This window comes from Micromonospora sp. MA102 (genome assembly GCF_025460765.1).
Classification (GTDB): domain Bacteria; phylum Actinomycetota; class Actinomycetes; order Mycobacteriales; family Micromonosporaceae; genus Micromonospora; species Micromonospora halotolerans.
Genome location: NZ_JAMWEG010000003.1, coordinates 456,288 through 478,365 on the forward strand (window position 1 = coordinate 456,288; position 22,078 = coordinate 478,365).

19 protein-coding genes and 2 pseudogenes are annotated in these 22,078 nt (G+C 74.3%); 14 read left to right on the top strand and 7 right to left on the bottom strand.

The annotated features are described in order from the left end of the window. Window positions 1–24: 24 nt before the first annotated feature. The 5 genes and pseudogenes from NFX44_RS08710 to NFX44_RS08730 all read left to right on the top strand — a co-directional run. Window positions 25–1,068: an alpha/beta fold hydrolase gene (locus NFX44_RS08710; protein WP_262282996.1), complete on the top strand. Its 1,044-nt coding sequence runs from the start codon at window positions 25–27 to the stop codon at window positions 1,066–1,068. A gap of 5 nt (window positions 1,069–1,073) precedes the next feature. After that, window positions 1,074–1,952 carry a DUF3152 domain-containing protein gene (locus NFX44_RS08715; protein ID WP_262282997.1) on the top strand — a complete coding sequence of 293 codons (879 nt, stop codon included), beginning with the start codon at window positions 1,074–1,076 and terminating at the stop codon, window positions 1,950–1,952. Between the two features lie 87 nt (window positions 1,953–2,039). Next, on the top strand, window positions 2,040–2,924 hold the full coding sequence (locus tag NFX44_RS08720) for a DUF3152 domain-containing protein (protein WP_262282998.1): 885 nt from the start codon (window positions 2,040–2,042) through the stop codon (window positions 2,922–2,924). Between the two features lie 41 nt (window positions 2,925–2,965). Beyond that, window positions 2,966–4,213 carry an adenylyltransferase/sulfurtransferase MoeZ gene (moeZ, locus tag NFX44_RS08725; RefSeq protein WP_262283171.1) on the top strand — a complete coding sequence of 416 codons (1,248 nt, stop codon included), beginning with the start codon at window positions 2,966–2,968 and terminating at the stop codon, window positions 4,211–4,213. Window positions 4,214–4,286: 73 nt separating this feature from the next. Continuing rightward, window positions 4,287–5,156, top strand: a pseudogene (locus NFX44_RS08730) (hypothetical protein); the annotation flags it as partial. A gap of 199 nt (window positions 5,157–5,355) precedes the next feature. Here the strand turns inward: NFX44_RS08730 and NFX44_RS08735 are convergent. Both NFX44_RS08735 and proB read right to left on the bottom strand, forming a co-directional pair. Beyond that, window positions 5,356–6,597, bottom strand: a complete 1,242-nt coding sequence (locus NFX44_RS08735; RefSeq protein ID WP_262282999.1) for a glutamate-5-semialdehyde dehydrogenase — start codon at window positions 6,595–6,597, stop codon at window positions 5,356–5,358. A gap of 11 nt (window positions 6,598–6,608) precedes the next feature. Further along, entirely contained in the window at window positions 6,609–7,766 is a 1,158-nt protein-coding gene (gene proB / locus NFX44_RS08740; RefSeq protein ID WP_262283000.1) for a glutamate 5-kinase, read from the bottom strand. Window positions 7,767–7,779: 13 nt separating this feature from the next. On the opposite strand from proB, the gene NFX44_RS08745 reads away from it, so the two are divergent. The 4 genes from NFX44_RS08745 (at window position 7,780) to NFX44_RS08760 (ending at window position 12,588) form a co-directional block, all read left to right on the top strand. Next, window positions 7,780–8,091, top strand: a complete 312-nt coding sequence (locus tag NFX44_RS08745) for an MGMT family protein (RefSeq protein ID WP_262283001.1) — start codon at window positions 7,780–7,782, stop codon at window positions 8,089–8,091. Window positions 8,092–8,123: 32 nt separating this feature from the next. Further along, window positions 8,124–9,494, top strand: a complete 1,371-nt coding sequence (locus NFX44_RS08750; RefSeq protein ID WP_262283002.1) for an MFS transporter — start codon at window positions 8,124–8,126, stop codon at window positions 9,492–9,494. A gap of 52 nt (window positions 9,495–9,546) precedes the next feature. Continuing rightward, complete coding sequence (locus NFX44_RS08755; protein ID WP_262283003.1) at window positions 9,547–11,022, top strand: aminotransferase class V-fold PLP-dependent enzyme; 1,476 nt, start codon at window positions 9,547–9,549, stop codon at window positions 11,020–11,022. Window positions 11,023–11,202: 180 nt separating this feature from the next. Beyond that, complete coding sequence (locus tag NFX44_RS08760; RefSeq protein WP_262283004.1) at window positions 11,203–12,588, top strand: D-glucuronyl C5-epimerase family protein; 1,386 nt, start codon at window positions 11,203–11,205, stop codon at window positions 12,586–12,588. Between the two features lie 64 nt (window positions 12,589–12,652). On the opposite strand, the gene NFX44_RS08765 is transcribed toward NFX44_RS08760, so the two are convergent. The 3 genes from NFX44_RS08765 to NFX44_RS08775 form a co-directional block, all read right to left on the bottom strand. Further along, window positions 12,653–13,285, bottom strand: coding sequence for a hypothetical protein (locus tag NFX44_RS08765; RefSeq protein WP_262283005.1), 633 nt, complete (start codon window positions 13,283–13,285; stop codon window positions 12,653–12,655). A 317-nt stretch (window positions 13,286–13,602) separates the two neighbouring features. After that, complete coding sequence (locus NFX44_RS08770) at window positions 13,603–14,802, bottom strand: hypothetical protein (protein WP_262283006.1); 1,200 nt, start codon at window positions 14,800–14,802, stop codon at window positions 13,603–13,605. Further along, window positions 14,795–15,355 carry a SigE family RNA polymerase sigma factor gene (locus NFX44_RS08775; RefSeq protein WP_262283007.1) on the bottom strand — a complete coding sequence of 187 codons (561 nt, stop codon included), beginning with the start codon at window positions 15,353–15,355 and terminating at the stop codon, window positions 14,795–14,797. The genes NFX44_RS08770 and NFX44_RS08775 overlap by 8 nt, the downstream gene beginning before the upstream one ends. 139 nt (window positions 15,356–15,494) lie before the next feature. On the opposite strand from NFX44_RS08775, the gene NFX44_RS08780 reads away from it, so the two are divergent. Together NFX44_RS08780 and NFX44_RS08785 are read left to right on the top strand one after the other, a co-directional pair. After that, on the top strand, window positions 15,495–16,070 hold the full coding sequence (locus tag NFX44_RS08780; RefSeq protein ID WP_091317803.1) for an NADH-quinone oxidoreductase subunit B: 576 nt from the start codon (window positions 15,495–15,497) through the stop codon (window positions 16,068–16,070). Window positions 16,071–16,105: 35 nt separating this feature from the next. Further along, complete coding sequence (locus NFX44_RS08785) at window positions 16,106–17,422, top strand: DUF2252 domain-containing protein (RefSeq protein WP_262283008.1); 1,317 nt, start codon at window positions 16,106–16,108, stop codon at window positions 17,420–17,422. A 38-nt stretch (window positions 17,423–17,460) separates the two neighbouring features. On the opposite strand, the gene NFX44_RS08790 is transcribed toward NFX44_RS08785, so the two are convergent. Continuing rightward, window positions 17,461–18,507 carry a glucose 1-dehydrogenase gene (locus tag NFX44_RS08790; RefSeq protein WP_262283009.1) on the bottom strand — a complete coding sequence of 349 codons (1,047 nt, stop codon included), beginning with the start codon at window positions 18,505–18,507 and terminating at the stop codon, window positions 17,461–17,463. 113 nt (window positions 18,508–18,620) lie between these two features. On the opposite strand from NFX44_RS08790, the pseudogene NFX44_RS08795 reads away from it, so the two are divergent. Further along, window positions 18,621–19,187, top strand: a pseudogene (locus NFX44_RS08795) (NADH-quinone oxidoreductase subunit C); the annotation flags it as partial. Between the two features lie 311 nt (window positions 19,188–19,498). After that, a complete protein-coding gene (gene nuoH / locus NFX44_RS08800) occupies window positions 19,499–20,461 on the top strand; it encodes an NADH-quinone oxidoreductase subunit NuoH (RefSeq protein WP_262283010.1) in 963 nt (320 codons plus the stop codon). A gap of 12 nt (window positions 20,462–20,473) precedes the next feature. Here the strand turns inward: nuoH and NFX44_RS08805 are convergent, their stop codons facing one another. After that, window positions 20,474–21,529: a glutathione S-transferase family protein gene (locus NFX44_RS08805; RefSeq protein ID WP_262283011.1), complete on the bottom strand. Its 1,056-nt coding sequence runs from the start codon at window positions 21,527–21,529 to the stop codon at window positions 20,474–20,476. Between the two features lie 96 nt (window positions 21,530–21,625). Here NFX44_RS08805 and NFX44_RS08810 point away from each other — a divergent pair, with 96 nt between their 5' ends. Then, on the top strand, window positions 21,626–22,048 hold the full coding sequence (locus NFX44_RS08810; RefSeq protein ID WP_262283012.1) for an ester cyclase: 423 nt from the start codon (window positions 21,626–21,628) through the stop codon (window positions 22,046–22,048). The last annotated feature ends 30 nt before the right edge of the window (window positions 22,049–22,078 follow it).

Here is a 22,078-nt window from a genome sequence, read left to right on the forward strand (position 1 = left end):
GCTCGGTCCGGGAAGACTGGTGTCATGAAGCCCGCCGCTCTCTGGCCGGACCATCTCCTGCCCGCGCACCACGTCCCGCCGCCCTGGCCTGGCCGGAACGTCCGTCTCGACGGCACGGTGACGTACGTGCGGGACACCCCGGCCACCGCGCCCGGCGCGGAGCCGGCGCTCTACGTGCACGGCCTCGGCGGCTCGTCGCAGAACTGGACGGACCTGGCCGGCCTGCTCGCCGACCGGCTCGACGGGCAGGCGATCGACCTGCCCGGTTTCGGGCGCAGTGAGCCCGGGCAGCGCTACACGGTGCCGTCCTTCGCCGACCGGGTCGTGCGCTGGATCGAGCACAGCGACCGGGGGCCGGTGCACCTGTTCGGCAACTCGCTCGGCGGCGCCGTCTGTGTCCGGGTGGCGGCGCTGCGGCCGGACCTGGTCCGGACGCTGACCCTGATCTCCCCGGCCCTGCCGTTCCTGGACTTCCGGCGCTCGTTGCAGGGGCGGATGCTGCCGCTGCTGGCGATCCCCCGGGCCGAGCGGCTGGCCGCCCGGCGGCTGGTCCAGCTCGCTCCCGAGGCGATGGCCCAGCAGGTGATGGAGGCGTGCATCGCCGACCTGACCCGGATCAGCGAGCAGCGCCGGCAGGAGGCGGTCGAGGAGATCCGGGTCCGCTACGAGGCGGCCCACTACGCCGCGGCCTACGTCCGCACCTTCCGGGGCCTGGTCTCCAGCTTCCTGCGGTCGTACCTGCCGGGGTCGGGGTCGCTGTGGCGGTTGGCGGCGGCGGTGCGGGCGCCGACGCTCGTGGTGGGCGGGCGGCAGGACCGCCTGGTCGACGTGCGGGTGGCGCCGCAGGCCGCCCGGGTGATCCCGGACAGCCGGCTGCTGGTGCTCGACGGTGTCGGGCACGTGGCCCAGCTGGAGGTGCCCCGGACCGTGGCGCGGGCGGTGCTGGCCCTGCTCGCCGAGGCGTCCCCCGACGGGTCACCGCCGGGTGGGGAGCAGGCGCAGGCGCAGGCCAGGGCACTGATCACCGAAACGGGGGAGAGCGGGCGGCGCCGCGACATGGCAGGCTGACCCGGATGCCCACCTCCGTCCGTCCGCGTGCCGCGCGGCCCACCGCCCGGCCCGCCGGCCGCTGGCGTTCCGCGGTCGTCATCGGCGCCTTCCTCGTCGCCGCCGCGGTCGGCATCGGGGCCGCGCTGCAACATCCGTCGGTCGGGGCCGAGGCGCTCGTCAACGCCGGTGCGGCGGCCCAGCCGTCCGAGCCGGCCGGCGGGCCGCCGTCGAGCGGGCCGCCGTCGCCGTCGGCGTCGCCGTCGGTGTCGGCGGATCCGGTACCGAGCGCGCCCGTTCTGCGGTTGCCCGGTCCGGTGCCCGCGCACGGCCGGGGGAGTTTCGGCTACGACGACCGCCCCGGCGGGGTGCTGGGCCGGGCCGGGGAGCTGCGCCGGTTCCGGGTGGCGGTGGAGAACGGCTCCGGGGAGGACGCGCACGCCTTCGGTGACGCGGTGCAGCGGGCGCTGGCCGGGCCGGGCAGCTGGGTGGACAGTGGCCGGCTGCGGTTGCGGCGGGTCGGGCCGGGCAGCCGCTCGGACTTCACGATCTACCTGGCCACCCGGGACACGGCGGGTCGCCTCTGCCGCGCCGGGGGCATCGACATCCGGGTGGGCGGGGTGCCGTACACGTCCTGCCGGGTCACCGGCAAGGTGGTGATCAACCTGGACCGGTGGCGGACCTCGGCGCCGCATCTGGTCGCGGCGAAGCTCCCGCTGGACACCTACCGGCTCTACGTTGTCAACCACGAGGTCGGTCACCAGTTGGGCCACCATCACGAGGCGTGCCCCGGGAAGGGCCGGGTCGCGCCGGTGATGCAGCAGCAGACCCTGTTCCTGGACGGCTGCCGGGCGAACCCGTGGCCGTACGTGGGCGGGAAGCGGTACACGGGCCCGCCAGTGTGAAGGACCTGATCGTGGCGATGAGAAGTATTCCGCGGGAGAAGCGGTAAAAAGCGCTAATTGCCCGAATTGACGTGGCACGCTGAGAGCATGACGTCGTCGTCCCCTTACGACCCGCCTGACGAGCCCCGACCGCCCCGGCTCGACTTCGACCGTCCGCCGGCCCATCCGGGAACGGCCCCGCCGGCCCGTCCCGGCCTGCGCCGGATGCGGCGCCGCCGGCGGCGTGCCGTGCTGCTCCTCGTCGCGCTGCTCGTCGGGGGCGCCGGCGCGGCCGCGGTCAGGTGGCCGGCCGGACCGGACGGATCGCTGGCCCTGTCCGGCCGGCACCTGCTCCCCGCCGTCGACCCGTCGCTGGCCAACGACGTCGGCGACGGACCCCGGACCGAGCCGAGCGGCTACCCCACCGTCGGACCCGGCAGCTTCGCCGCCGCCGACGGCCGCTCGCCGGTACGCGGCAAGGACGGCCCGCTGCGCCGCTACCGGGTGGAGGTCGAGCAGGATGCCGGGCAGGACGTGGACGAGTTCGCCGCCACCGTGGACGCGGTTCTCGGCGACCCGCGCAGCTGGATCGCCTCGGGCGAGCTGCGGGTGCAGCGGGTGCCCGAGGCGGCCGCCGCCGACTTCACCATCTACCTGGCCACCCCGGCCACGTCCGAGCGGATGTGTGCCGAGGGCGGGCTGAGCACCGAGCGGTACACCTCCTGCCGGCTGCCCGGCCGGGTCGTCATCAACCTGGCCCGCTGGATGGAGGCGGTGCCCGACTACGGCGCCCCGCTGGAGGTCTACCGGACGTACGTGGTGAACCACGAGGTCGGGCACGAGTTCGGCGAGCTGCACCAGGCCTGCCCCGAGCCCGGCGCGCCGGCCCCGGTGATGCAGCAGCAGACGTACGGGCTGGACGGGTGCGTGGCGAACGCCTGGCCGTACGTCGACGGGGTTCGCTACGAGGGCGAGCCGACCGACGGGGTCTGAGTTATTCCCGCTCCCGCATGTCGGGCGACGTGGCCCTCATCATGGCCGATCCCTACCGGGTCGAGCGACAATGGCGCGGTCCCACCGCCGATCCCGGGGAGTCCACCGTGTCGTTGCCCCCGCTCGTCGAGCCCGCCGCCGAGCTGACCGTAGACGAGATCCGTCGCTACTCCCGCCACCTGATCATCCCGGACGTCGGAGTCGAGGGGCAGAAGCGGCTGAAGAACGCCCGGGTGCTCTGCGTCGGCGCCGGTGGTCTCGGCTCACCGGCCCTGATGTACCTCGCCGCCGCCGGTGTCGGCACCCTCGGCATCATCGATTTCGACACCGTCGACGAGTCCAACCTCCAGCGCCAGATCATCCACGGCGTCTCGGACGTCGGCCGGTCCAAGGCCGAGTCCGCGGCCGCCTCGATCCGCGAGATCAACCCGCTGGTCAACGTGGAGATCCACAACACCGCGCTGGACCGGGACAACGTCCGGGACATCTTCTCCGGCTACGACCTGATCGTCGACGGCACCGACAACTTCGCCACCCGCTACATGGTCAACGACGCGGCGGTGCTACTCGGCAAGCCGTACGTGTGGGGTTCGATCTACCGGTTCGACGGCCAGGCGTCGGTGTTCTGGGCCGAGCACGGGCCCTGCTACCGCTGCCTCTACCCGGAGCCGCCGCCGCCCGGCATGGTGCCGTCCTGCGCCGAGGGTGGCGTGCTGGGCGTGCTCTGCGCGTCCATCGGGTCGATCCAGGTCAACGAGGCGATCAAGCTGCTCGCCGGCATCGGCGAGCCGCTGGTCGGCCGGCTGATGGTCTACGACGCCCTGGAGATGAGCTACCGCAAGATCAAGGTCCGCAAGGACCCGAACTGCGTGCTCTGCGGCGAGAACCCGACGGTCACCGACCTGCTGGAGGACTACGAGGACTTCTGCGGCGCGGTCTCCGACGAGGCGCAGGAGGCGGTGGTCGACTCGACCATCACCGCCCTGGAGCTGAAGGAGTGGCAGGACGCCGGCAAGGACATCTTCCTCGTCGACGTCCGCGAGCCGGCCGAGTACGAGATCGTCCGGATCCCCGGCTCCACGCTGATCCCCAAGGGCGAGATCATCTCGGGCGACGCGCTGGCGAAGCTCCCGCAGGACAAGCAGATCGTGCTGCACTGCAAGTCCGGTGTCCGCTCCGCCGAGGCGCTCGCCGCGCTCAAGGCGGCCGGATTCAAGGACGCCGTGCATGTCCAGGGCGGCGTGCTCTCCTGGATCAAGCAGATCGACCCGGCGCTGCCGGCGTACTGAGGTCCCCGTCGAAGGGCCCTCCCGGGTGTGCCGGGAGGGCCCTTCGCGCACCCGCCGGTGGGCCGGGCCACCCCTGGCCGAGCTACCGAGGCGTAACCACGTTTGCGCCGGTAGCGTGACCGGCGTGGTGGATCTGGACGCGGCGATCGGGTTCGTCGTGGCACACGGCGACGCGGTGGACCGCGCCCGCCTCTCCCGGCTACGCACCGGCGCCCCGGTGCCGCCCGACCTGCTCGACGCGGCCGAGTCCGGGCAGGCGCCCGGCGGCGGCTGGCCCGCGGTGCTCGACGGCGAGGTCGCCTCGGTCGACGCCACCTGCTACCGCCTGTCGGAGCTGGACGACCTCGGGGCGCTGGGCCGACCCGCCGCCCGGCACGCGCTGGACTGGCTGGCCGCCCGCCAGCTCGCCGACGGCGGCTGGGACGAGGACCCGTCGCTGGCCGGGTTCGCCCCCGAGTGGGCCACCCCGGGCGACCCGGAGGCCCGGCTCTTCCTCACCGCCAACGCCGGGTTCTGGCTCACCGTGGCCGGGCTGGACGCCCGCGCCGCCGGGCCGCTCGACCACCGGGTCGGCGGGGCGTACGCCGGGGTGGTGCAGGCCGCGGCGCAGGCGCTCGCCGCGCAGCTCGCGCCGGACGGCAGCTGGCCGTCCTTCCTCCCGGCGGGCTGGCTCGCCGCGGCCGTGCTGCACCGCCAGCAGCTCTACTACGAGTCCGCCCGCATCCAGGCGGTGCTGGCCGAGCGCATCCCGCAGATGTCCCCGGGCGACGTGGCCTGGCTCGCCGCCACGTTGCGGCGGGTCGACGTGGGCGAGGAACAGTGGCTGCTCGTCTCGGCCCGGCGGCGGCTCGCCGAGACCCAGCGCAGCGACGGCGGCTGGGACAGCGACGACGGCCACCAGTTCGACGTGCACACCACGCTGCGGGCGATCCGCGCCTGCCGCCCGACCACCCCGGAGGCGCCGGTCTCCGGCGCGCCGTTCGTCGCACCGCAGCCGGCCGCGCCGCCGCTGGTGCCCGCGCCGCGCCCGGCGCCGCTGTCCGACCGGGTCCTGCCGCCCGCCGTCCCCCTGCCGAAGCCGGCTCCGCCGCCGGAGACGGCACCGCCCGAGCCGGCCGCGCCCACCGCCTGAGCCGGCCCGCTCAGCGCAGGTGGCCGTCGCCGGTGACGACGTACTTGGTGCTGGTCAGCTCGGGCAGCCCCATCGGGCCGCGGGCGTGCAGCTTCTGGGTGGAGATGCCGATCTCGGCGCCGAAGCCGAACTCGCCCCCGTCGGTGAACCGGGTGGAGGCGTTCACCATGACCGCGGCGGCGTCCACCCGGGCCACGAACTCGCGGGCCGCCGGTTGGGAGTCGGTGACGATCGCCTCAGTGTGGCCGGTGCCGTGCCGCCGGATGTGCGCGACGGCCGCGTCCAGGGAGTCGACCACGGCGACCGAGATGTCGGCGGAGAGGTACTCGGTGTCGAAGTCCTCGTCGGTGGCCGGCACCACCGCGTCCGAGTACGCGGCCACCCGGGCGTCGCCGTGCACCGTCACCCCGGCGTCGGCGAAGGCGGCCAGGACGGCCGGCAGGAAGGCGTCCGCGATGCCCGCGTGCACCAGCAGGGACTCGGCGGTGTTGCAGGTGGACAGGCGCTGCGTCTTGGAGTTCAGGGTGAGCGCCACGGCCTTGGCCAGGTCGGCGGCGGCGTCCACGTAGACGTGGCAGTTGCCCACCCCGGTCTCGATCACCGGCACGGTCGACTCCTCGACCACGGTGCGGATGAGCGACGCGCCGCCGCGCGGGATCAGCACGTCGACCAGGCCCCGGGCGCGCATCAGCTCCTTGACCGAGTCGCGGGTGCTGGCGTCGAGGAGCTGCACCGCGTCGGCCGGCAGGCCGGCCCCGGCGACCGCGTCGCGGAGCACCGCGACCAGGGCGGCGTTGGAGTGTGCCGCCGAGGAGGAGCCGCGCAGCAGTGCCGCGTTGCCGGACTTCAGGCAGATCCCGGCCGCGTCGACGGTCACGTTGGGGCGGCCCTCGTAGATGATGCCGACCACCCCGAACGGCACCCGGACCTGGCGCAGCTCCAGCCCGTTGGGGAGCGTCGCGCCGCGGACCACCTCGCCGACCGGGTCGGGCAGCGCGGCCATCTGCCGCAGCGCGCCGGCGATGTCGGCCACCCGGGCCTCGTCGAGGGCCAGCCGGTCCAGCACGGCCGCGCTCAGCCCGGCCTCCCGCCCGGCCGCCAGGTCCGCCGCGTTCGCCGTCAGGATCTCGGAGGTACGCGCCACCAGCGCGTCGGCCATCGCGTGCAGCGCGGCGTCCTTGGCCGTACGGGTGGCGACCGCCAGGGCCTCCGCCGCGTCCCGGCCCCGACGGGCCTGCTCAACCACGCTCATGCCAGCACTCCTCACAGCAGGACGAGGTCGTCGCGGTGGACGACCTCCCGTTCGTACGCCGGGCCGAGCGCCGCGGCGAGTTCCGAGGTGGAGCGGCCGAGCAACCCGGGCAGTTCGACCGCGTCGTAGTTGACCAGCCCGCGGGCGACCGGCGCGCCCTCGGTGTCGACCAGGTCCACCGGATCCCCGGCGGTGAACGCGCCGTCCACCGCGGTGATCCCGGCCGGGAGCAGGGACTTGCGCCGCCCGACCACGGCCTGCACGGCACCCGGGTCGAGGTGCAGCCGGCCGCGCGGCGCGGTGGCGTGCGCCAGCCAGAAGAGCCGGGCGGCGGGGCGCCGGCTGCTCGGGTGGAAGAAGGTGCCGACCGGCTCGCCGGCCAGCGCCGGCCCGGCCAGCGGCGCGGCGGTGAGCACCACCGGGACGCCGAAGCCGGTGGCGATCCGGGCCGCCTCGACCTTCGTCACCATGCCGCCGGTGCCCACCCCGGCCCGGCCGGCGCCGCCGATGTCCACGCCGGCCAGGTCGCCCTCGCCGTGTACCTCGGTGATCCGGGTGCTGCCGGCGCGTGCCGGGTCGCCGGTCCAGAGCGCGTCCACGTCCGACAGCAGCACCAGCAGGTCGGCGTCGACCAGCGCGGCGACCAGCGCGGCGAGCCGGTCGTTGTCGCCGAACCGGATCTCCTCGGTGGCGACCGTGTCGTTCTCGTTGACGATCGGCACGGCCCGCAGGTCGAGCAGCTTGCGCAGGGTCCGGTACGCGTTGCGGTAGTGCGCCCGCCGGGTCACGTCGTCGACGGTGAGCAGCACCTGCCCTACGGTCAGCCGGTGCCGGGCGAAGGCCGCCGCGTAGCGGCCGATGAGCAGGCCCTGCCCGACGCTGGCGGCGGCCTGCTGGGTGGCCAGGTCGCGGGGGCGCCGGGGCAGCCCGAGCGGGGCCAGGCCGGCGGCGATCGCGCCGGAGGAGACCAGCACGACCTCGCGCCCCTCGGCGGCCAGCGCGCCGAGCGTGTCGACCAGCGCGTCGACCCGGGCGTCGTCCAGGCCGCCCGCCGGGGTGGTCAGCGAGGACGAGCCGATCTTGACGACGATCCGGCGGGCCGAGGTGACTGCTTCGCGCACCGGACCATTCTGCGCGCTGCGGTCCGCCGCGCCCCGGCGCGTTCCCATATCGTGGCAGCCCGTGACACCTGACGAGTACGTCGAGGCGGTGCTGGACCTGGTCGAGCGGATCCCGCCGGGCCGGGTGATGTCGTACGGGGCGGTGGCCGACGCCCTCGCCGAACGGTCGGGGCGGTCCTCGGCCCGGCTGGTCGGTTCGATCATGGCCCGGCACGGTGGCGGGGTGCCGTGGCACCGGGTGGTGAACTCGGCCGGCCGGCTGCCGCCGGGGCACGAGGCGGAGGCGCGGGCCCGGCTGCGTGCCGAGGGCTGCCCCCTGCGCCCCTCCGGGGTGGACATGACGGCGGCCTGGTCGCCCGACGAGGGGATGTGACCGCCGACATAACGTGAGTAGCATTCGGCTCCATGACAGGAACGGGCGGGAGCCTGCCCCGCCGGGTGCACGCCGGATACGCGCTGGGCTCGCTGGTCACCGGCGCGTTCGGCACGGTGCCCGGGCTGCTCCTGCTGCCGTACCTCACCGACACGCTGGGCGTCGCGGCCGGGGTGGCCGCCCTGCTGGTGCTCCTGCCCAAGGCCTGGGACGTGCTGGTCAACCCGGTCGCCGGGCGGATCTCCGACCGGACCCGGTCCCGCTGGGGCGCGCGCCGGCCCTGGCTGCTCGGCGGCGGGCTCGCGCTGGCCGTGCTTTTCGCCTCGATCTTCGCGGCACCGTTCGGGTCCGGCCCGGCCGCCGGGACGTACGTGGCCGTGGCGTTCCTGGCCACCGCGACCGCGTTCGCGTTCTTCCAGGTGCCCTACGTGGCCATGCCCGCCGAGCTGACCGACGACCCGGCGGAGCGTACCCGGCTGATGAGCTGGCGGATCGCGGTGCTCGCGCTGGCCATCCTGGTCTCCGGCGCGGTGGCCCCGGCCGTGGTGAGCGCCGGCGGCGACGGCGTGCCCGGACACCGCTGGATGGGCCTGTTCGTGGCGGCGCTGATCGTCGCCGGCACGGTCGGCGCGTTCCTCGGCACCCGGTCCGCGCCGACCGGCACGGTGGGGGAGAGCGAGCCGAGCCTGCGCGCCCAGCTCGCGGTCGCCGGCCGGAACCGGCCCTTCCGGGCGCTGCTGGTCTGCTTCGTGATCCAGTCCGCCGGGGTGGCGACCGTGCTGGCCGGGGTGAAGTACTTCGCCGACCAGGTGCTCCGCGCTCCGGACAGCGGGCCGACCCTGCTCTTCGCCTGCTTCGTCGGCCCGGCGCTGCTGGTCATGCCGTTGTGGACCCGGGCCGGCGCCCGGCTGGGCAAGCGCGCCGCGCTGGTCGCCGCCTCGCTGATCTTCGCGGCCGGCGCGCTCGCCCTGGTCGCCGCCCCCGCGCTCCCGCCCGCCGGGGTCTACGCCGTGGTCGCCCTGATCGGGGTCGGCTACGCCGGCCAGCAGGTCTTCGCGCTGGCGATGCTGCCGGACTGCATCGCCTACGACACGGCCCGCACCGGCCGCCGACAGGCCGGCGTGTTCACCGGGCTCTGGACCGCGGGGGAGACCTTCGGCCTGGCCCTCGGCCCCGGCATCTACGGCCTGGTCCTCCAGCTCTCCGGCTACGTGTCCTCGTCCACCGGGGTCGCGGCGGCCCAGTCCGCGACCGCCCGGCTCGGCGTGCTGCTCGGCTTCAGCGTCCTGCCGGCCCTGCTCGTCGCCGCCCCGGTGGTGCTGCTGCGCGGCTACACCCTGACCCCGGCCCAGCTGGCCGCCGCGTCCACCCCCGGCGGGGTCGCGCCGGCGGCGCGGGCGTGAGCCAAGTGAGCCCGTCCGCCCGGACCGTCACGAGAGGAACCACCCGAGCACCATGACCGACACGGCAGGGACGGGCGCGCTGCCCGTCGAGGGGGTGCCCGCCGCGCGGGTGCTCGACGAGATCCGGGCGCTGCGGGCGGCCGACCGCCCGACGCACGGCGGCCGGCTGTTCGCCTACGTCTACGACCCCGGTGTGGCCGGGCTGGACGAGCTTGCGCAGGCCGCGCACGCCGAGAGCGCCCACGTCAACGGCCTGGACCCGACCGCCTTCCCGTCCCTGCTGGCCATGGAGAACGCGGTGGTCGCGGCGGCCGCGCGGCTGCTCGGCGGCGGCCCCGGCACGTCCGCGCCGGACGTGGTCGGCAGCGTCACCAGCGGCGGCACCGAGTCGCTGATCCTGGCCGTCAAGGCGGCCCGGGACGCCCGGCCCGACCTCGCCGAGCCGCGCATCGTGGTGCCGGTCAGCGGGCACGCCGCCTTCGCCAAGGCGGCCCACTACCTGCGGGTGGCCCTTGACCCGGTGCCGGTCGACCCGGTGACCCTGCGCCCGGCCGTCGCCGACGTGGCCGCCGCGATCCGGCCGGAGACCGTCCTGGTCGTGGCCTCCGCCCCGTCGTACGCCCACGGCGTCGTCGACCCGGTGGCGGAGATCGCGGCCGTGGCGGCGGCGGCCGGCGTGCGCTGCCACGTGGACGCCTGCTTCGGCGGCTGGACGCTGCCGTGGCTGCGCCGGCTCGGCACCCCGGTGCCCCCGTTCGACTTCACCGTGCCCGGGGTCACCTCGATCTCCGTCGACCTGCACAAGTACGCGTACGCCCCGAAGGGCGTGTCGGTGCTGCTGCACCGGGACGCGGGGCTGCGCGCGCCGCAGTTCTTCGCGTACGCCGACTGGCCCGGCTACACGATGGTCAACCCGGTGATCGCCTCGACCCGGTCGGGCGGGCCGATCGCCGCCGCGTACGCCACCCTGCGGCACCTCGGCGAGGACGGCTACCTGCGGCTGGCCGCGCTGACCCGGGACGCGGTCGCCGGGCTGGCCGACGCGGTCCGCGCGGTCGACGGGCTGCGGCTGGTGGCCGAGCCGGAGTCGACGGTGGTCTGCTTCACCGCCGACGACCCGGGGCTGGACCTGTTCGTGCTGGTGGACGAGCTGACCGCCCGGGGCTGGCACACCCAGCCGCAGCTCGCGTACGCCGGCCTGCCGGCCAGCGTGCACCTCACCGTGACCGCGGCGGTGGCCCCGCGGGTGGCCGAGTTCGGCCCGGCGCTGGCCGAGGCGGCGGCGGCCGCCCGGGCGGCCGGGCCGGTCGTGCTGCCGCCGGAGCTCCTGGCGCTCGCCGGCAGCCTCACCCCGGAGGCGCTCACCCCCGACCTGATCGCCGGGCTCGCCGCCGGCCTCGGACTCGGCGCGGGAGCGGCGCCGGACCGGATGGCGGCCGTGAACACGCTGCTCCAGGCGGCTCCGGTCCGGCTGCGCGAGCGGCTGCTCGTGGAGTTCGTCGGGCTGCTGCAACGGCCGGCCTGGTAACCCGGGGTCCGGCCGTTCGGCCCATCGCGCCGCGACACGAGGCCGGGCAGGTCGACCGATCCGGTGGTGCGTGATCAGCCGAGGGTCCGCTAGCGTCCCAACGTTGAAGATACGCGGGGGATTTTGATGATTAAGCTGCGTTGGTCGCGCCCTGCCCGTTGGACGGCTGCCGTCCTTTTTGTGGGCCTGCTCGCCGGGGTGGTGCCGATGCTCGCCGCCTGCAACCGGTCGGACGGCGACCTGGAGTTCAAGCGGGACGGCTATCAGCTGTACGGCGTGTCCGCCGAGGCCCTGCCGTCCAAGGAAGAGGAGCCGGCGCTGCTGGTCGACGCGGGGCAGCACGACGACCAGGGCGTGCGGATGTTCAAGAAGGACGACAAGCTCTGGGACCACCCGGTCGCGCAGGCGCAGTGGGCGCTGCGCAACCTCACCAGCTGGGAGGCCACCAAGGACCGCCGGTACCTGGACCGGGCAATCGCGAACGCCCAGCGGAACCTGGACCGGCGGGTGGAGTCGCGCGGCGCCTGGTGGTACCCCTATGAATTCGATCTCACTCGATGCAAGGGGCGCCCGGTCATCAAGGCCACCTGGTACAGCGGCATGTCGCAGGGGCAGCTGCTCAGCGTCTTCGTGCGGCTGTTCGAGGAGACCGGCGACGCCAAGTGGAAGGAAGCGGCGGACAAGACCTTCCTCAGCCTCACCCTGCCCCCGGACGAGAAGGCCCCCTGGGCCGTCTGGACCGACCCCGACGGTTACCTCTGGCTCGAGGAATACCCGGAGAGCGATGCCCTCCGCGGCGAGCGGGTGATGAACGGCCACATCTTCTCCATGTTCGGCGTCTACGACTACTGGCGGATCACCAAGGACAGCCGCGCGGTCACGATCTTCGACGGGGCGGCCAGCACCGTCCGCCGATACCTGCCGTCGAAGATCCGGGTGGAGGACTGGGCGAGCCGGTACTCGATCAAGTGCACCCACAACCACGTGAAGTACCACCAGGTGCACACCCGGCAGACCCTCAGCCTCTACGGGGTGACCCACGCGCCGGCCTTCGCCGAGTTGGCGTACAACCTCCGCTCCGACTACCCGGTGCCGGACCTCAAGGGCACCGTGCAGTTCGAGGCCGGCACCCACAAGGGCTACACCTTCGACGTCAAGGGCGCCGTCACCGGGGAGAAGTCGGCGTCCTTCAGCAAGCCGACCCGGGCGGCCGCCGACCAGCGGATCCGGGTCCGCAACCGGGGCATCTACTACCGGATCACCGGTGGGCCACTGGCCGGGTACCTGGTGCCGGAGGAGTACGGCCAGCGGGTCCTCCTCGGCAAGGCGGTGGAACACCGGTACGCCCCGGCCCGGGAGATCACGGTCGCACCGGGCAGCTACACCGGGTACGCCTACGACGACGCCGGCAAGGTCGTCGGCTCCAAGGAGATCAAGACCGACGGCGAGTCGACCCTGTCCGTGCAGGCCAGCGCCTGGATGAACGGCCGGCTCAGCTACGAGGTCACCTCCGGCGACCTCACCGGCTACTGGCTGCCGCACGGCACGGGGATCGCCTTCTCCTGACCGCGCGCACGGAAGCGACACGAGGCCCGTCCGGGGAACCCCGGACGGGCCTCGCCGGCTCCGGTCAGCTCGCGCCGACCGCCGTGACCGTGAACGAGGTGCTGTTGTCCGCCGGGTCCACGTCCTGCGCGTCGGCCCCGCCGAAGTAGCTCCCCACCAGGGTGAACGTGCCGGTGCCCAGGTCACCGGCCGGCGTGCCGGCGGGCGCGCTGAGGAAGACGTCGAACGTGCGCTCCTCGCCCGGCATGAACCGGCCACCGGGCACCGTGAACCAGTCCGGGAAGCTCGGCAGGTCCGGCGGCTCGACGTGGTGGACCGTCACCCCGCTGGGCAGGGCGGCGGCGACGTCGAGCAGGAAGGTCGGTGCGTCGTTGCCGTACCGCACGGTGACCGGCATCCGCCCGAGCAGCCTGCCGTCCGGCTGCCGGCTCAGCACGGCCGTGCCGCTCCGGATGCCGAGGTCGGTCCGCGTCGCCTGGACGTACGGGCGGGGCGTGCGCAGGCTGCCCGTGGTGGAACGGAAGAGAGTGGTGAAGCCGGTGGCGTCGGAGGCCCGGGTGGCGCCGTCGGGGCGCACCTCGATCCGCCCGCCGCCGGCGACCATCGCGTGGTCGCGGGTGGTGGTCCAGACGTGGAAGCCGAGCCGGAAGGTGACGCTGCGCCCGGCCTCGATCCGGTCGCCCGCGCAACCGATCACGAGCCGGTTCTCGACGAGCCGGTCGTAGAGGCAGGCGCCGCCCGGCTCGATGGTGGCGAACGACGCGCCGGCCGGCTCGGTGATCGTTGCCGCCGGTTGTCCCGGCCGGCGCGGCGGCGGCCGGTGCGGCCAGGGTGAGCAGGGCGACGGCCCCGCCGAGCAGCGCGGTGGCGGCCCGTGTCGTGCGTGTGGTCATGCTGGTCCTCCCGTGAATCCCCGTTTGGTGGACGGCGGCGCCTCCGCCGTCCGATGCCGGCTCCACGTCCGAAGTGGACGGTCGGTTGCGCCCTGCTCTGTCGCCAACACGACGGGTGTGTCTAGCCGGTCGTGCGCAGCCTGACGTGGTTGTCCTTCCCGCTCAGGTCGTTCCAGTACCGCTCCTCCGAGTCGTAGTGGACGACCCCGAGGGCCGGTTGGCCGTCGGCGACCTCCGGCGGGTCGCAGCGGAACGTGAAGGTGTACGTCCTCCGCTTGCCGGCCGGCAGGCCGTCCAGGAGGCACGCTTCCGACCCCTCCGACAGCACGGTCCGGCACCGGCTCAGGTCCCCGCCCGCCGGCTCCCCGATGGTGTAGAAGTCGGAGAAGCCCAGCTGCGCCACGTCCACCGGTCCCTTGTTCACCACCGTGACGGTCACCGTGGCGGTGCGGTTGCCGGTCCCGTCGGCCGGCCCGACGACGAGGTCGCCGGCGGTCAGGGTGAGGTCGGTCAGGCGGGGGTCCACGCCGAACCTCGTCGGCCCGGCGGTCTGGCTGAACCGCTCGCCGGTCCAGGCGTACGTCCGCCACTGCCGCTGCGGCGACCACGCCGGCGTGTCGCAGCAGGGCTGGATGTCGGCCACGTACGCGCGGATCCTCCCGTCGTCCTGCACCGAGAAGTCGGTGATGTCGTCCATCCCCTCGCGGGTGCCGACCACCCGGCCCATGGTGACGATCCGGCCGGCGGCGTCCCGGTCGAAGGCCAGCACCTGCTTGGCGAAGACCTCGCCGTAGCGGCAGGCGATCAGGGCCACCGTCTCGGTCGCGCCGTCACCGTCCAGGTCGCCGTGACGGGGACCGGCCAGCAGCGTCGGCACCGAGTCCCTCAGCGGCCCGGACCGGAGCCGGACGTTGTCGCTCACGCAGGTCTTCGGGGCGTACCCCGGCCAGGCCGCCAGGTCGACCCGGGCGGCGAGCAGCTGCGACCGGGTGATGCGCCCGTCCGGGGCGGCCGAGGTGGGGCTGGCCGTGCTCGGCGCCGGCGGGGGCGGGGTCGGCGAGACGGACGTCTCCGACGGGGTCGGGGTGGCGGTCTGCGCCGGCCCGGGTGCCGGATCGGGCCGGTGCAGGGCGGCGTTCGCGCCCACCGGGATGACCACCGCGAGCACCGCGGCCGCCGCCGTCACCACGGCGGCACGCCGGCGCCGGCGGCGGACCGTCTCCCGCACCGCCGCCGTCCCGGCCGGGTGCACCGCCGGTGCGTACGCCTCACGGAACGCGGCGAACTCGCCGCCGACCAGGATGTCGTCCCGCTCACTCATGGTGGTTCACCTCGTTCGTGGTGGTGAGCTGGGCCGCCAACGCGGCCCGTCCCCGGTGCAGCCAGGACTTCACCGTGCCCTCCGGCACCCCCTCCTGCTCCGCGATCTGCCCCACCGTGAGATCGGCCAGGTAGTGCAGCACCACGGCGCGCCGCTGGGTGGTGGGCAGCTGGGCCAGCGCGGCGGTCAGCGCCACCCGGTCCGGGCCCGGACCCGGCACGTGCTCCTCGCGCTGCCGGTGCAGCCAGGACTGGGCCGTGCGCAGCCGCCGCCACCGGCTGGTGGCCAGGTTCCAGGCGACCCGGCGGACCCAGGCCACCGGGTCGTCGTAGCGGGACACCCGCGACCACCGGGCGAACGCCCGGCAGAACGCCTCCTGCACCAGGTCCTGCGCCTGCGACAGGTCACCGCAGTACGCGGCGAGCTGGAGCGTCAGGGGCCGGAAGTGCGCGTGGTAGACCCCGTCGAAGTCGACCGCCCCGCGTTCGTCCGGGCGCCCCGCCGTCCTCCCGGGTGGCGGCTCGTCGAGCCGCGGCTCCCTCGTCACCGTCAAGTGGTCCTCCCCGTGCGGGTGCCGCGAACGCGGTCACGCCCGTCACACGCCCCGACGCGACCCCAGGTTGCGCCGGTTGCCCCCTCCGGCGCTGTGGTTGACTGTCAACTCGGAGACAGGCGAGGGAGGGAGGCCCGAGGTGCAGTTGCCGGCCGTGCTCGGCGAGCCGATCCGGTTCGTGCTGAACTGGGGCCGCCGCTACTCCCTCTGGGTGTTCAACTTCGGGCTGGCCTGCTGTGCCATCGAGTTCATCGCCACCAGCATGGGCCGGCACGACTTCATGCGGCTCGGCGTGATCCCGTTCGCCCACGGCCCCCGCCAGGCCGACCTCATGGTGGTCTCCGGCACGGTCACCGACAAGATGGCTCCGGCGATCAAGCGGCTCTACGACCAGATGCCCGAGCCGAAGTACGTCATCTCGTTCGGCGCCTGCTCGAACTGCGGCGGACCCTACTGGGACTCCTACTCGGTGACGAAGGGTGTCGACCAGCTCATCCCGGTCGACGTCTACGTGCCCGGCTGCCCGCCCCGCCCGGAGGCGCTGCTGCACGGCATCCTCCGCCTCCAGGAGAAGATCGCCGCCGAGGAGTCCGGCGTCGGCGGCGTGCCCCGCCCCGACCGGCTCGCCCCGCCGGTCGACCCCCGGCCCGCGGAGAGCACCCCCCGGCCGGTGGAATCCCTCACGGCGCCACCGGTACGTCCCCCGGCCGGCTGAGCCGCGAGGTGGCGACGCGGGGCTAGCCTGCGATCATGACCGACTCCGCGGACAAGCGTTCCGCCTTCATCGTCGACGTGCTCACCGAGGAGTTCGGCGCGTCGATGGCGATCGACCCGGCGGCGTTCCGCCGCAAGTTCCGCAAGATGGCCGCCTCCCCGTTCGCCTTCTACCGGGGCAGCGCCTCGCTCTTCTACGCCGACCAGCGCGGCGACTTCGCCAGCGACCGGTTCCTCGACGACCGGACCAGCCGGGTGTGGATCCACGGCGACCTGCACGCCGAGAACTTCGGCACCTACATGAACGCCTCCGGGCAGCTCGTGTTCAACGTCAACGACTTCGACGAGGCGTACGTCGGGCCGTTCTCCTGGGACCTGAAGCGCTTCGCCGCCAGCGTGGCCCTGCTCGGCTACGCCAAGGCGCTCTCCGACCGGGTGATCGGGGAGCTGGTCGCCGGCTTCGCCCGGTCGTACCTGGCCGAGCTGCGGGCCATCGCGGCCGGCGGGGACGACGCGATCGGTTCGATCACGCTGGAGAACGCCGACGGGGTGCTGCGCCGGGTGCTCCAGCAGGCCCGGCTGAACACCCGTGTCGACCTGCTCGCCACGCAGACCACCATCGACAACTACGAGCGCCGGTTCTCCGTCGGCGACGGGGTCTTCGAGGTCGACGCCGCGACCCGGGAGCAGGTGTGCGCCGCGTTCCAGGACTACCTGGGCACCCTGCCGTCGGCCACCGCCCGGCTCCGCCCGGTCGCCACCAACATCAAGGACGTCGTGCTGCGCAAGGGAGTGGGCATCGGCTCCGCCGGGCTGCCCTCGTACAACCTCCTGCTGGAGGGGCACACCCAGGCGCTGGAGAACGACGTCGTCATCTACATGAAGCAGGCGCAGGTGCCGGCGGTGGCGCGGCACATCGACGACGAGCGGGTCCGCTCGTACTTCCTGCACCAGGGGCACCGGACCGCCGAGTCGCAGCGGGCGTTGCAGGCGCACGCCGACCCGTGGCTGGGTTTCACCGAGCTGGACGGGGCCGGGCAGCTCGTCGCCGAGGTCTCCCCGTACGCGGCCGACCTCGACTGGGCCGACGTCAACGAGCCCGAGGAACTCGCCGGGGTGCTCACCGACCTGGGCCGGGCGGTGGCCCGGATGCACTCGGTGGCCGACGACGAGTCCAGCCACGACCTGGTGGACTACTCCACCGAGGAGGCGATCGTCGCCGTGGTGGACGCCGACGCGGAGGGCTTCGTCGACCACCTGATCGACTTCGCGCACAGCTACGGCATCCGGGCCCGCGAGGACCACCAGCTGTTCGTGGACCTGTTCCGCAACGGCCGGCTGCCCGGCATCTGAGGTTCCGGGGCGCCGGTGCCCGTGCCCGGTGCCCCGCCTCACTGCTCGAAGTCGAGCACCACCTTGATGTCCGAGCCGGTGGAGGTGTACGCGTCGGCGTACGAGGAGACCGGCACCCGGCGGGTGATCAGCGAGTTCAGCCAGGCCTGGTCGGCGCGGGCGAGCGCCTCCGCCGCCAGCTCCCAGTGCCGCCGGTTGGCGTTCACCGAGCCGAACACCACGTTGTTCTCCAGCACCAGCTCCCGGTTCATCGCCCCCGCGTCGAGTTCGATGGTCCGGCCGCCGCTGGACACCCCGGTCAGGCAGACGATGCCGTTCGTCCCGGCCTTGCTCATCACGTCCAGCACCACGACCGGGGCGCCGGTGCACTCCACCACCACGTCCGGCGCGAAGTCCAGCTCCGCCACCGTCGAGGTGTGGTAGGTCGCGCCGAGCGAGCGGACCAGCTCCGGTTTCGGACCGGTCTTGTTCCGGTCCAGCACGTGCACCGACAGCCCGCGCTGGATGCCCAGCAGCGCGGCCAGCAGGCCGATCGGGCCGGCCCCGGTGACCAGCACGCTCTGCGGCTGCCACACGGCCCGGCTGGCGATCCGCTCGATGTGGTCCCACGCCTTCGCCACCACGCTCGTCGGTTCGAGCAGCATGCCGACCGGGGCGAGCGCCGGGTCCAGGCCGACGGCGAACCTCGGCTGCACCCGCCAGCGGTCCCGGGCGAAGCCGGGCAGCCCCTTGATGCCGTGCTCGGTGTAGCGGCCGTTGCGGCACATGTCCCACTCGCCGGCCGCGCAGTTCACGCACGGCACCGGGTCGGGGTGCCGAACGATCCCCACCACGAGGTCGCCGGGCTTGAGCGTGCCCGTCGGGTCCTCCAGGACCCGGCCGAGCGACTCGTGCCCGAGCACCAGCCGGTCCTGGCCGGGCGGGGCCTCGCCGTACTCGCCCGCGATGATCTCCTGATCGGTCCCGCAGACGCCGACCGCGACGGCCTGGACCAGGATCGCGCCCTCGTCCGCGGCCGGCTCGGGCCAGTCCTCGTCGAGGCGCAGCGAGTCGGAAACTCCGGGAGCCACAGTGACAGCGCGCACGGGTTCATCCTTCCCCGCGGGAGGCCGGACCGCCCGGCAAAGCGGCGGATCCGGCCCGGGGGAGCGCGGACGGCCCGACACGCCTCCCGGTCGACGGCCCTAGGATCAGCGGCATGACTCCGGAAGAGGTCGGCCGGCGGGTGGTCGCGCTGCTCGCGCCCGTGGAGGCCACCGCGTCGGTCTCCGGCGGTCAGGGGCACGCCCGCGCCACCATCGACGTACCCCCGGCGAGCTGGCGCGACGCGGTGCGCGCGGCGCGCGACGACGCCGAGCTGGACTGCGACTTCTTCGACTGGCTGTCCGCGGTCGACGAGCTGGCCGACGGCTTCGACGTGGTGGCCCACCTCTGGTCGATCCGGCACCGGCACGGGCTGCTGCTGCGCACCCGGGTGCCCCGGGAGACGCCGGTCGTGACGTCCGTGGTCGACGTCTTTCCCGGTGCGGCCTGGCACGAGCGGGAGACCCACGAGATGTTCGGCATCGGCTTCGACGGGCACGGCGAGCTGCGGCCGCTGCTGCTGCCGCCGGAGTTCGAGGGCCACCCGCTGCGCAAGGAGTTCGTGCTCGCCTCCCGGGTCGCCAAGCCGTGGCCGGGCGCCAAGGAACCCGGCGAGTCGGAGGCCGGCGGCGGCCGCCGGCCGATCCGGCCCCCGGGCGTGCCCGCGCCCGGCGAGTGGGGGACGACGCCCACGCCGGCCGGCGCGGCCGGGGCGGGCGAGGGCCCCCGCGGGGGTACGCCGGCCCGTCCCGCCCGGGAACGCCCGGCGCGCCCCGCCCCGGGCGAGCGTCCGGCGCGCCCCGCCGCGGGCGAGCGTCCCGCCGCGGGCCGGCCGACCGGCCCGGCCCGCCGGGAGCCCGCCCCGCCGCCGGAGGAGCCCGGTCCGCTCGGGCGTCCGGTGCCCGGGGAGCGGCCGACCGGACCCGCGCGGGAGGAGCCGTCGCCCGGCGCCCGGCCGGCGCCGGGCGCCGACGCCGAGGAGGGGGAGGGCTGATGCCGGACTGGTTGGAGCTGGTCCTCCGGGTGGTGGGCGTGCTGGTCGCGTTCCTCACCCTGCCGCTGATCGTGGGCCAGGCCGAGCACAAGGTGATGGCCCACATGCAGGGCCGGCTCGGCCCGATGTACGCGGGCGGCTTCCACGGCTGGGCGCAGCTCGTCGCCGACGGCATCAAGTTCGTGCAGAAGGAGGACGTCACCCCGCGCGAGGCGGACCGGGCGGTGTTCCGGCTGGCCCCGGCCGTCTCCCTGGTGCCCTACCTGCTCGCCCTGCTGGTGATCCCGCTCGGCCCGGGCGACCTGGTCGGGCAGCCGCTGGACATCGGCCTGTTCTTCGTGCTCGCCGTGGTGGGCATCGGGGTGCTCGCCGTGCTCATGTCGGCCTGGGCCTCGGCCAACAAGTACAGCCTCCTCGGCGGGCTGCGCGGGGCGGCCCAGCTGCTCGGCTACGAGCTGCCGCTGGTGCTGGCCGCCGCCTCGGTGGCGATGGCGGCCGGCACGCTCAGCCTGCCCGGCATCGTGGAGGCGTGGCGCCCCTGGTGGCTGCTCTGGCAGGCGCCAGCCATGGTGATCTTCTTCGTGGCCGGGCTGGCCGAGATCCGCCGGCCCCCGTTCGACATGCCGGTGGCCGACTCCGAGCTGGTCTTCGGCTACATGACCGAATACACCGGCCTGCGCTTCGCGTTCTTCCTGCTCGCCGAGTACGTGGGCATCGTGGTGATCGCCGCGCTGACCACGGTGCTCTTCCTCGGCGGCTGGCAGGGCCCGTTCGCCGACGCCCAGCTCGGCTGGCTCTGGACCCTGCTCAAGGTGTTCGCCGTCGCGTTCGTGATCATCTGGCTCCGGGTGAGCTACCCGCGGCTGCGCGAGGACCAGCTCCAGCGCCTGTGCTGGCTGGTGCTCGTCCCGCTGGCCCTGGCCCAGCTCGTGCTGACCGCCGCCGTCCGCCTGGCGATCTGAGGACGGGCGGGTTCAGGCCGCGTCGCGCAGCGGGGTGTGGTCCGGGTCGACCCGCTCGTCCGGCGGCGCGGGCAGCGGCGGCGTGCCGTCGCCGAACGGGCGGCCGCCGAGCTGCTCCCGCCCGTGCGGGGTGAGCCAGTTCGCCAGGTCCGGGCCGAGCGGCACCACCCCGGTCGGGTTGATGTCCCGGTGCACCTCGTAGTAGTGCCGCTTGATGTGGTCGAAGTCGACGGTGTCGCCGAAGCCCGGCGTCTGGAACAGGTCCCGCGCGTACGCCCAGAGCACCGGCATCTCGGTCAGCTTCTGCCGGTTGCACTTGAAGTGGCCGTGGTAGACGGGGTCGAAGCGGACCAGCGTGGTGAACAGCCGCACGTCCGCCTCGGTGATCGTGTCGCCGACCAGGTAGCGCTGCCCGGTCAGCCGCTCGGTCAGCCAGTCCAGCCGGTCGAAGAGCCGGTGGTACGCCCGCTCGTACGCCTCCTGGCTGCCGGCGAAGCCGCACCGGTAGACGCCGTTGTTCACGTCCGCGAAGACGACCGCGTTGACCTCGTCGATCTCGCCGCGCAGCCGCTCCGGGTAGAGCTCCGGCGCGCCCGGCCGGTGGTGGGCGGTCCACTCCGTCGACAGGTCCAGGCTCATCTGCGCGTAGTCGTTGGTGACCACCTGACCGGTCGGCACGTCCACCATGGCCGGCACCGTGATGCCCCGCTCGTAGCCGGGAAAGCGCGCGAAGTAGGCGTCGGCCAGCCGCTCGATGCCGAGCACCGGGTCCCGGCCGCCCGGGTCGAGGTCGAAGGTCCAGCTGCGCTTGTCGTGGGTGGGGCCGGCCACCGCCATCGAGATGGCGTCCTCCAGCCCGAGCAGCCGCCGGACGATGATCAGCCGGTTGGCCCACGGGCAGGCCCGGCTGACCGCCAGCCGGTACCGGCCCGGCTCCACCGGCCAGCCGCTCGACCCGTCCGCGGTGATCCGGGTGGCGATGTACCGCTGGTCCCGGGTGAACTCGCCGCCCGGCTCGACGTACTTGCCACCGGTCCGGTCGAGGATCTCGTCGCCGTTGCCGCCCACGCCGCCTCCCGAGGATGTCGCGTTCCGCGTCCCATCATGGTCGCTCCGCCGGCTTCCGGCAGGCCGACCCCGGATGACCGGGGCTAGGCTGCCGCGGTGACGGATGTGGAGGCGGCGGCCCGACGCTTCATCGCCGACGTGTGGAACGCCGGCCGTGAGGAGAGCGCGTACGACCTGGTCGCCGAGAACTGCCCGGGGCTGGGCGGGACCGGTCCGGAGGCCACCCTGGCCTGGCACCGCGACCGGCGGGCGTCCTTCCCCGACCTGCGCTACAAGGTCGTCGAGGTGGTGGCCGCCGGCAACCGGGTGGCCGTGCACTGGCGGGCCGCCGGCACCCAGGCCGGGCAGTTCGGCCCGGTGCCGCCGACCGGCCGGGTGGTGAGCTACTCGGGGGCGAGCTTCCTCCGCTTCGACGAGACCGGCCGGATCGTCGACGTGTGGAGCGTGAACGAGCTGTTCCAGGTCCTCCAGCAGCTCGGCGTCGAGATGCTCCCGCCGCTGCCGGCCACCGACGCCTGACCGGCCCGGCGGTCCGCTGCGGTCGATCCG

Coding starts and splice junctions, on each gene's coding strand:
- moeZ (WP_262283171.1), top strand. CDS start 2,966: ATGGCCGATCCCTACCGGGTCGAGCGACAATGGCGCGGTCCCACCGCC.
- NFX44_RS08710 (WP_262282996.1), top strand. CDS start 25: ATGAAGCCCGCCGCTCTCTGGCCGGACCATCTCCTGCCCGCGCACCAC.
- nuoH (WP_262283010.1), top strand. CDS start 19,499: ATGCCGGACTGGTTGGAGCTGGTCCTCCGGGTGGTGGGCGTGCTGGTC.
- proB (WP_262283000.1), bottom strand. CDS start 7,766: ATGGGAACGCGCCGGGGCGCGGCGGACCGCAGCGCGCAGAATGGTCCG.
- NFX44_RS08785 (WP_262283008.1), top strand. CDS start 16,106: ATGACCGACTCCGCGGACAAGCGTTCCGCCTTCATCGTCGACGTGCTC.
- NFX44_RS08770 (WP_262283006.1), bottom strand. CDS start 14,802: ATGAGTGAGCGGGACGACATCCTGGTCGGCGGCGAGTTCGCCGCGTTC.
- NFX44_RS08715 (WP_262282997.1), top strand. CDS start 1,074: ATGCCCACCTCCGTCCGTCCGCGTGCCGCGCGGCCCACCGCCCGGCCC.
- NFX44_RS08735 (WP_262282999.1), bottom strand. CDS start 6,597: ATGAGCGTGGTTGAGCAGGCCCGTCGGGGCCGGGACGCGGCGGAGGCC.
- NFX44_RS08720 (WP_262282998.1), top strand. CDS start 2,040: ATGACGTCGTCGTCCCCTTACGACCCGCCTGACGAGCCCCGACCGCCC.
- NFX44_RS08755 (WP_262283003.1), top strand. CDS start 9,547: ATGACCGACACGGCAGGGACGGGCGCGCTGCCCGTCGAGGGGGTGCCC.
- NFX44_RS08750 (WP_262283002.1), top strand. CDS start 8,124: ATGACAGGAACGGGCGGGAGCCTGCCCCGCCGGGTGCACGCCGGATAC.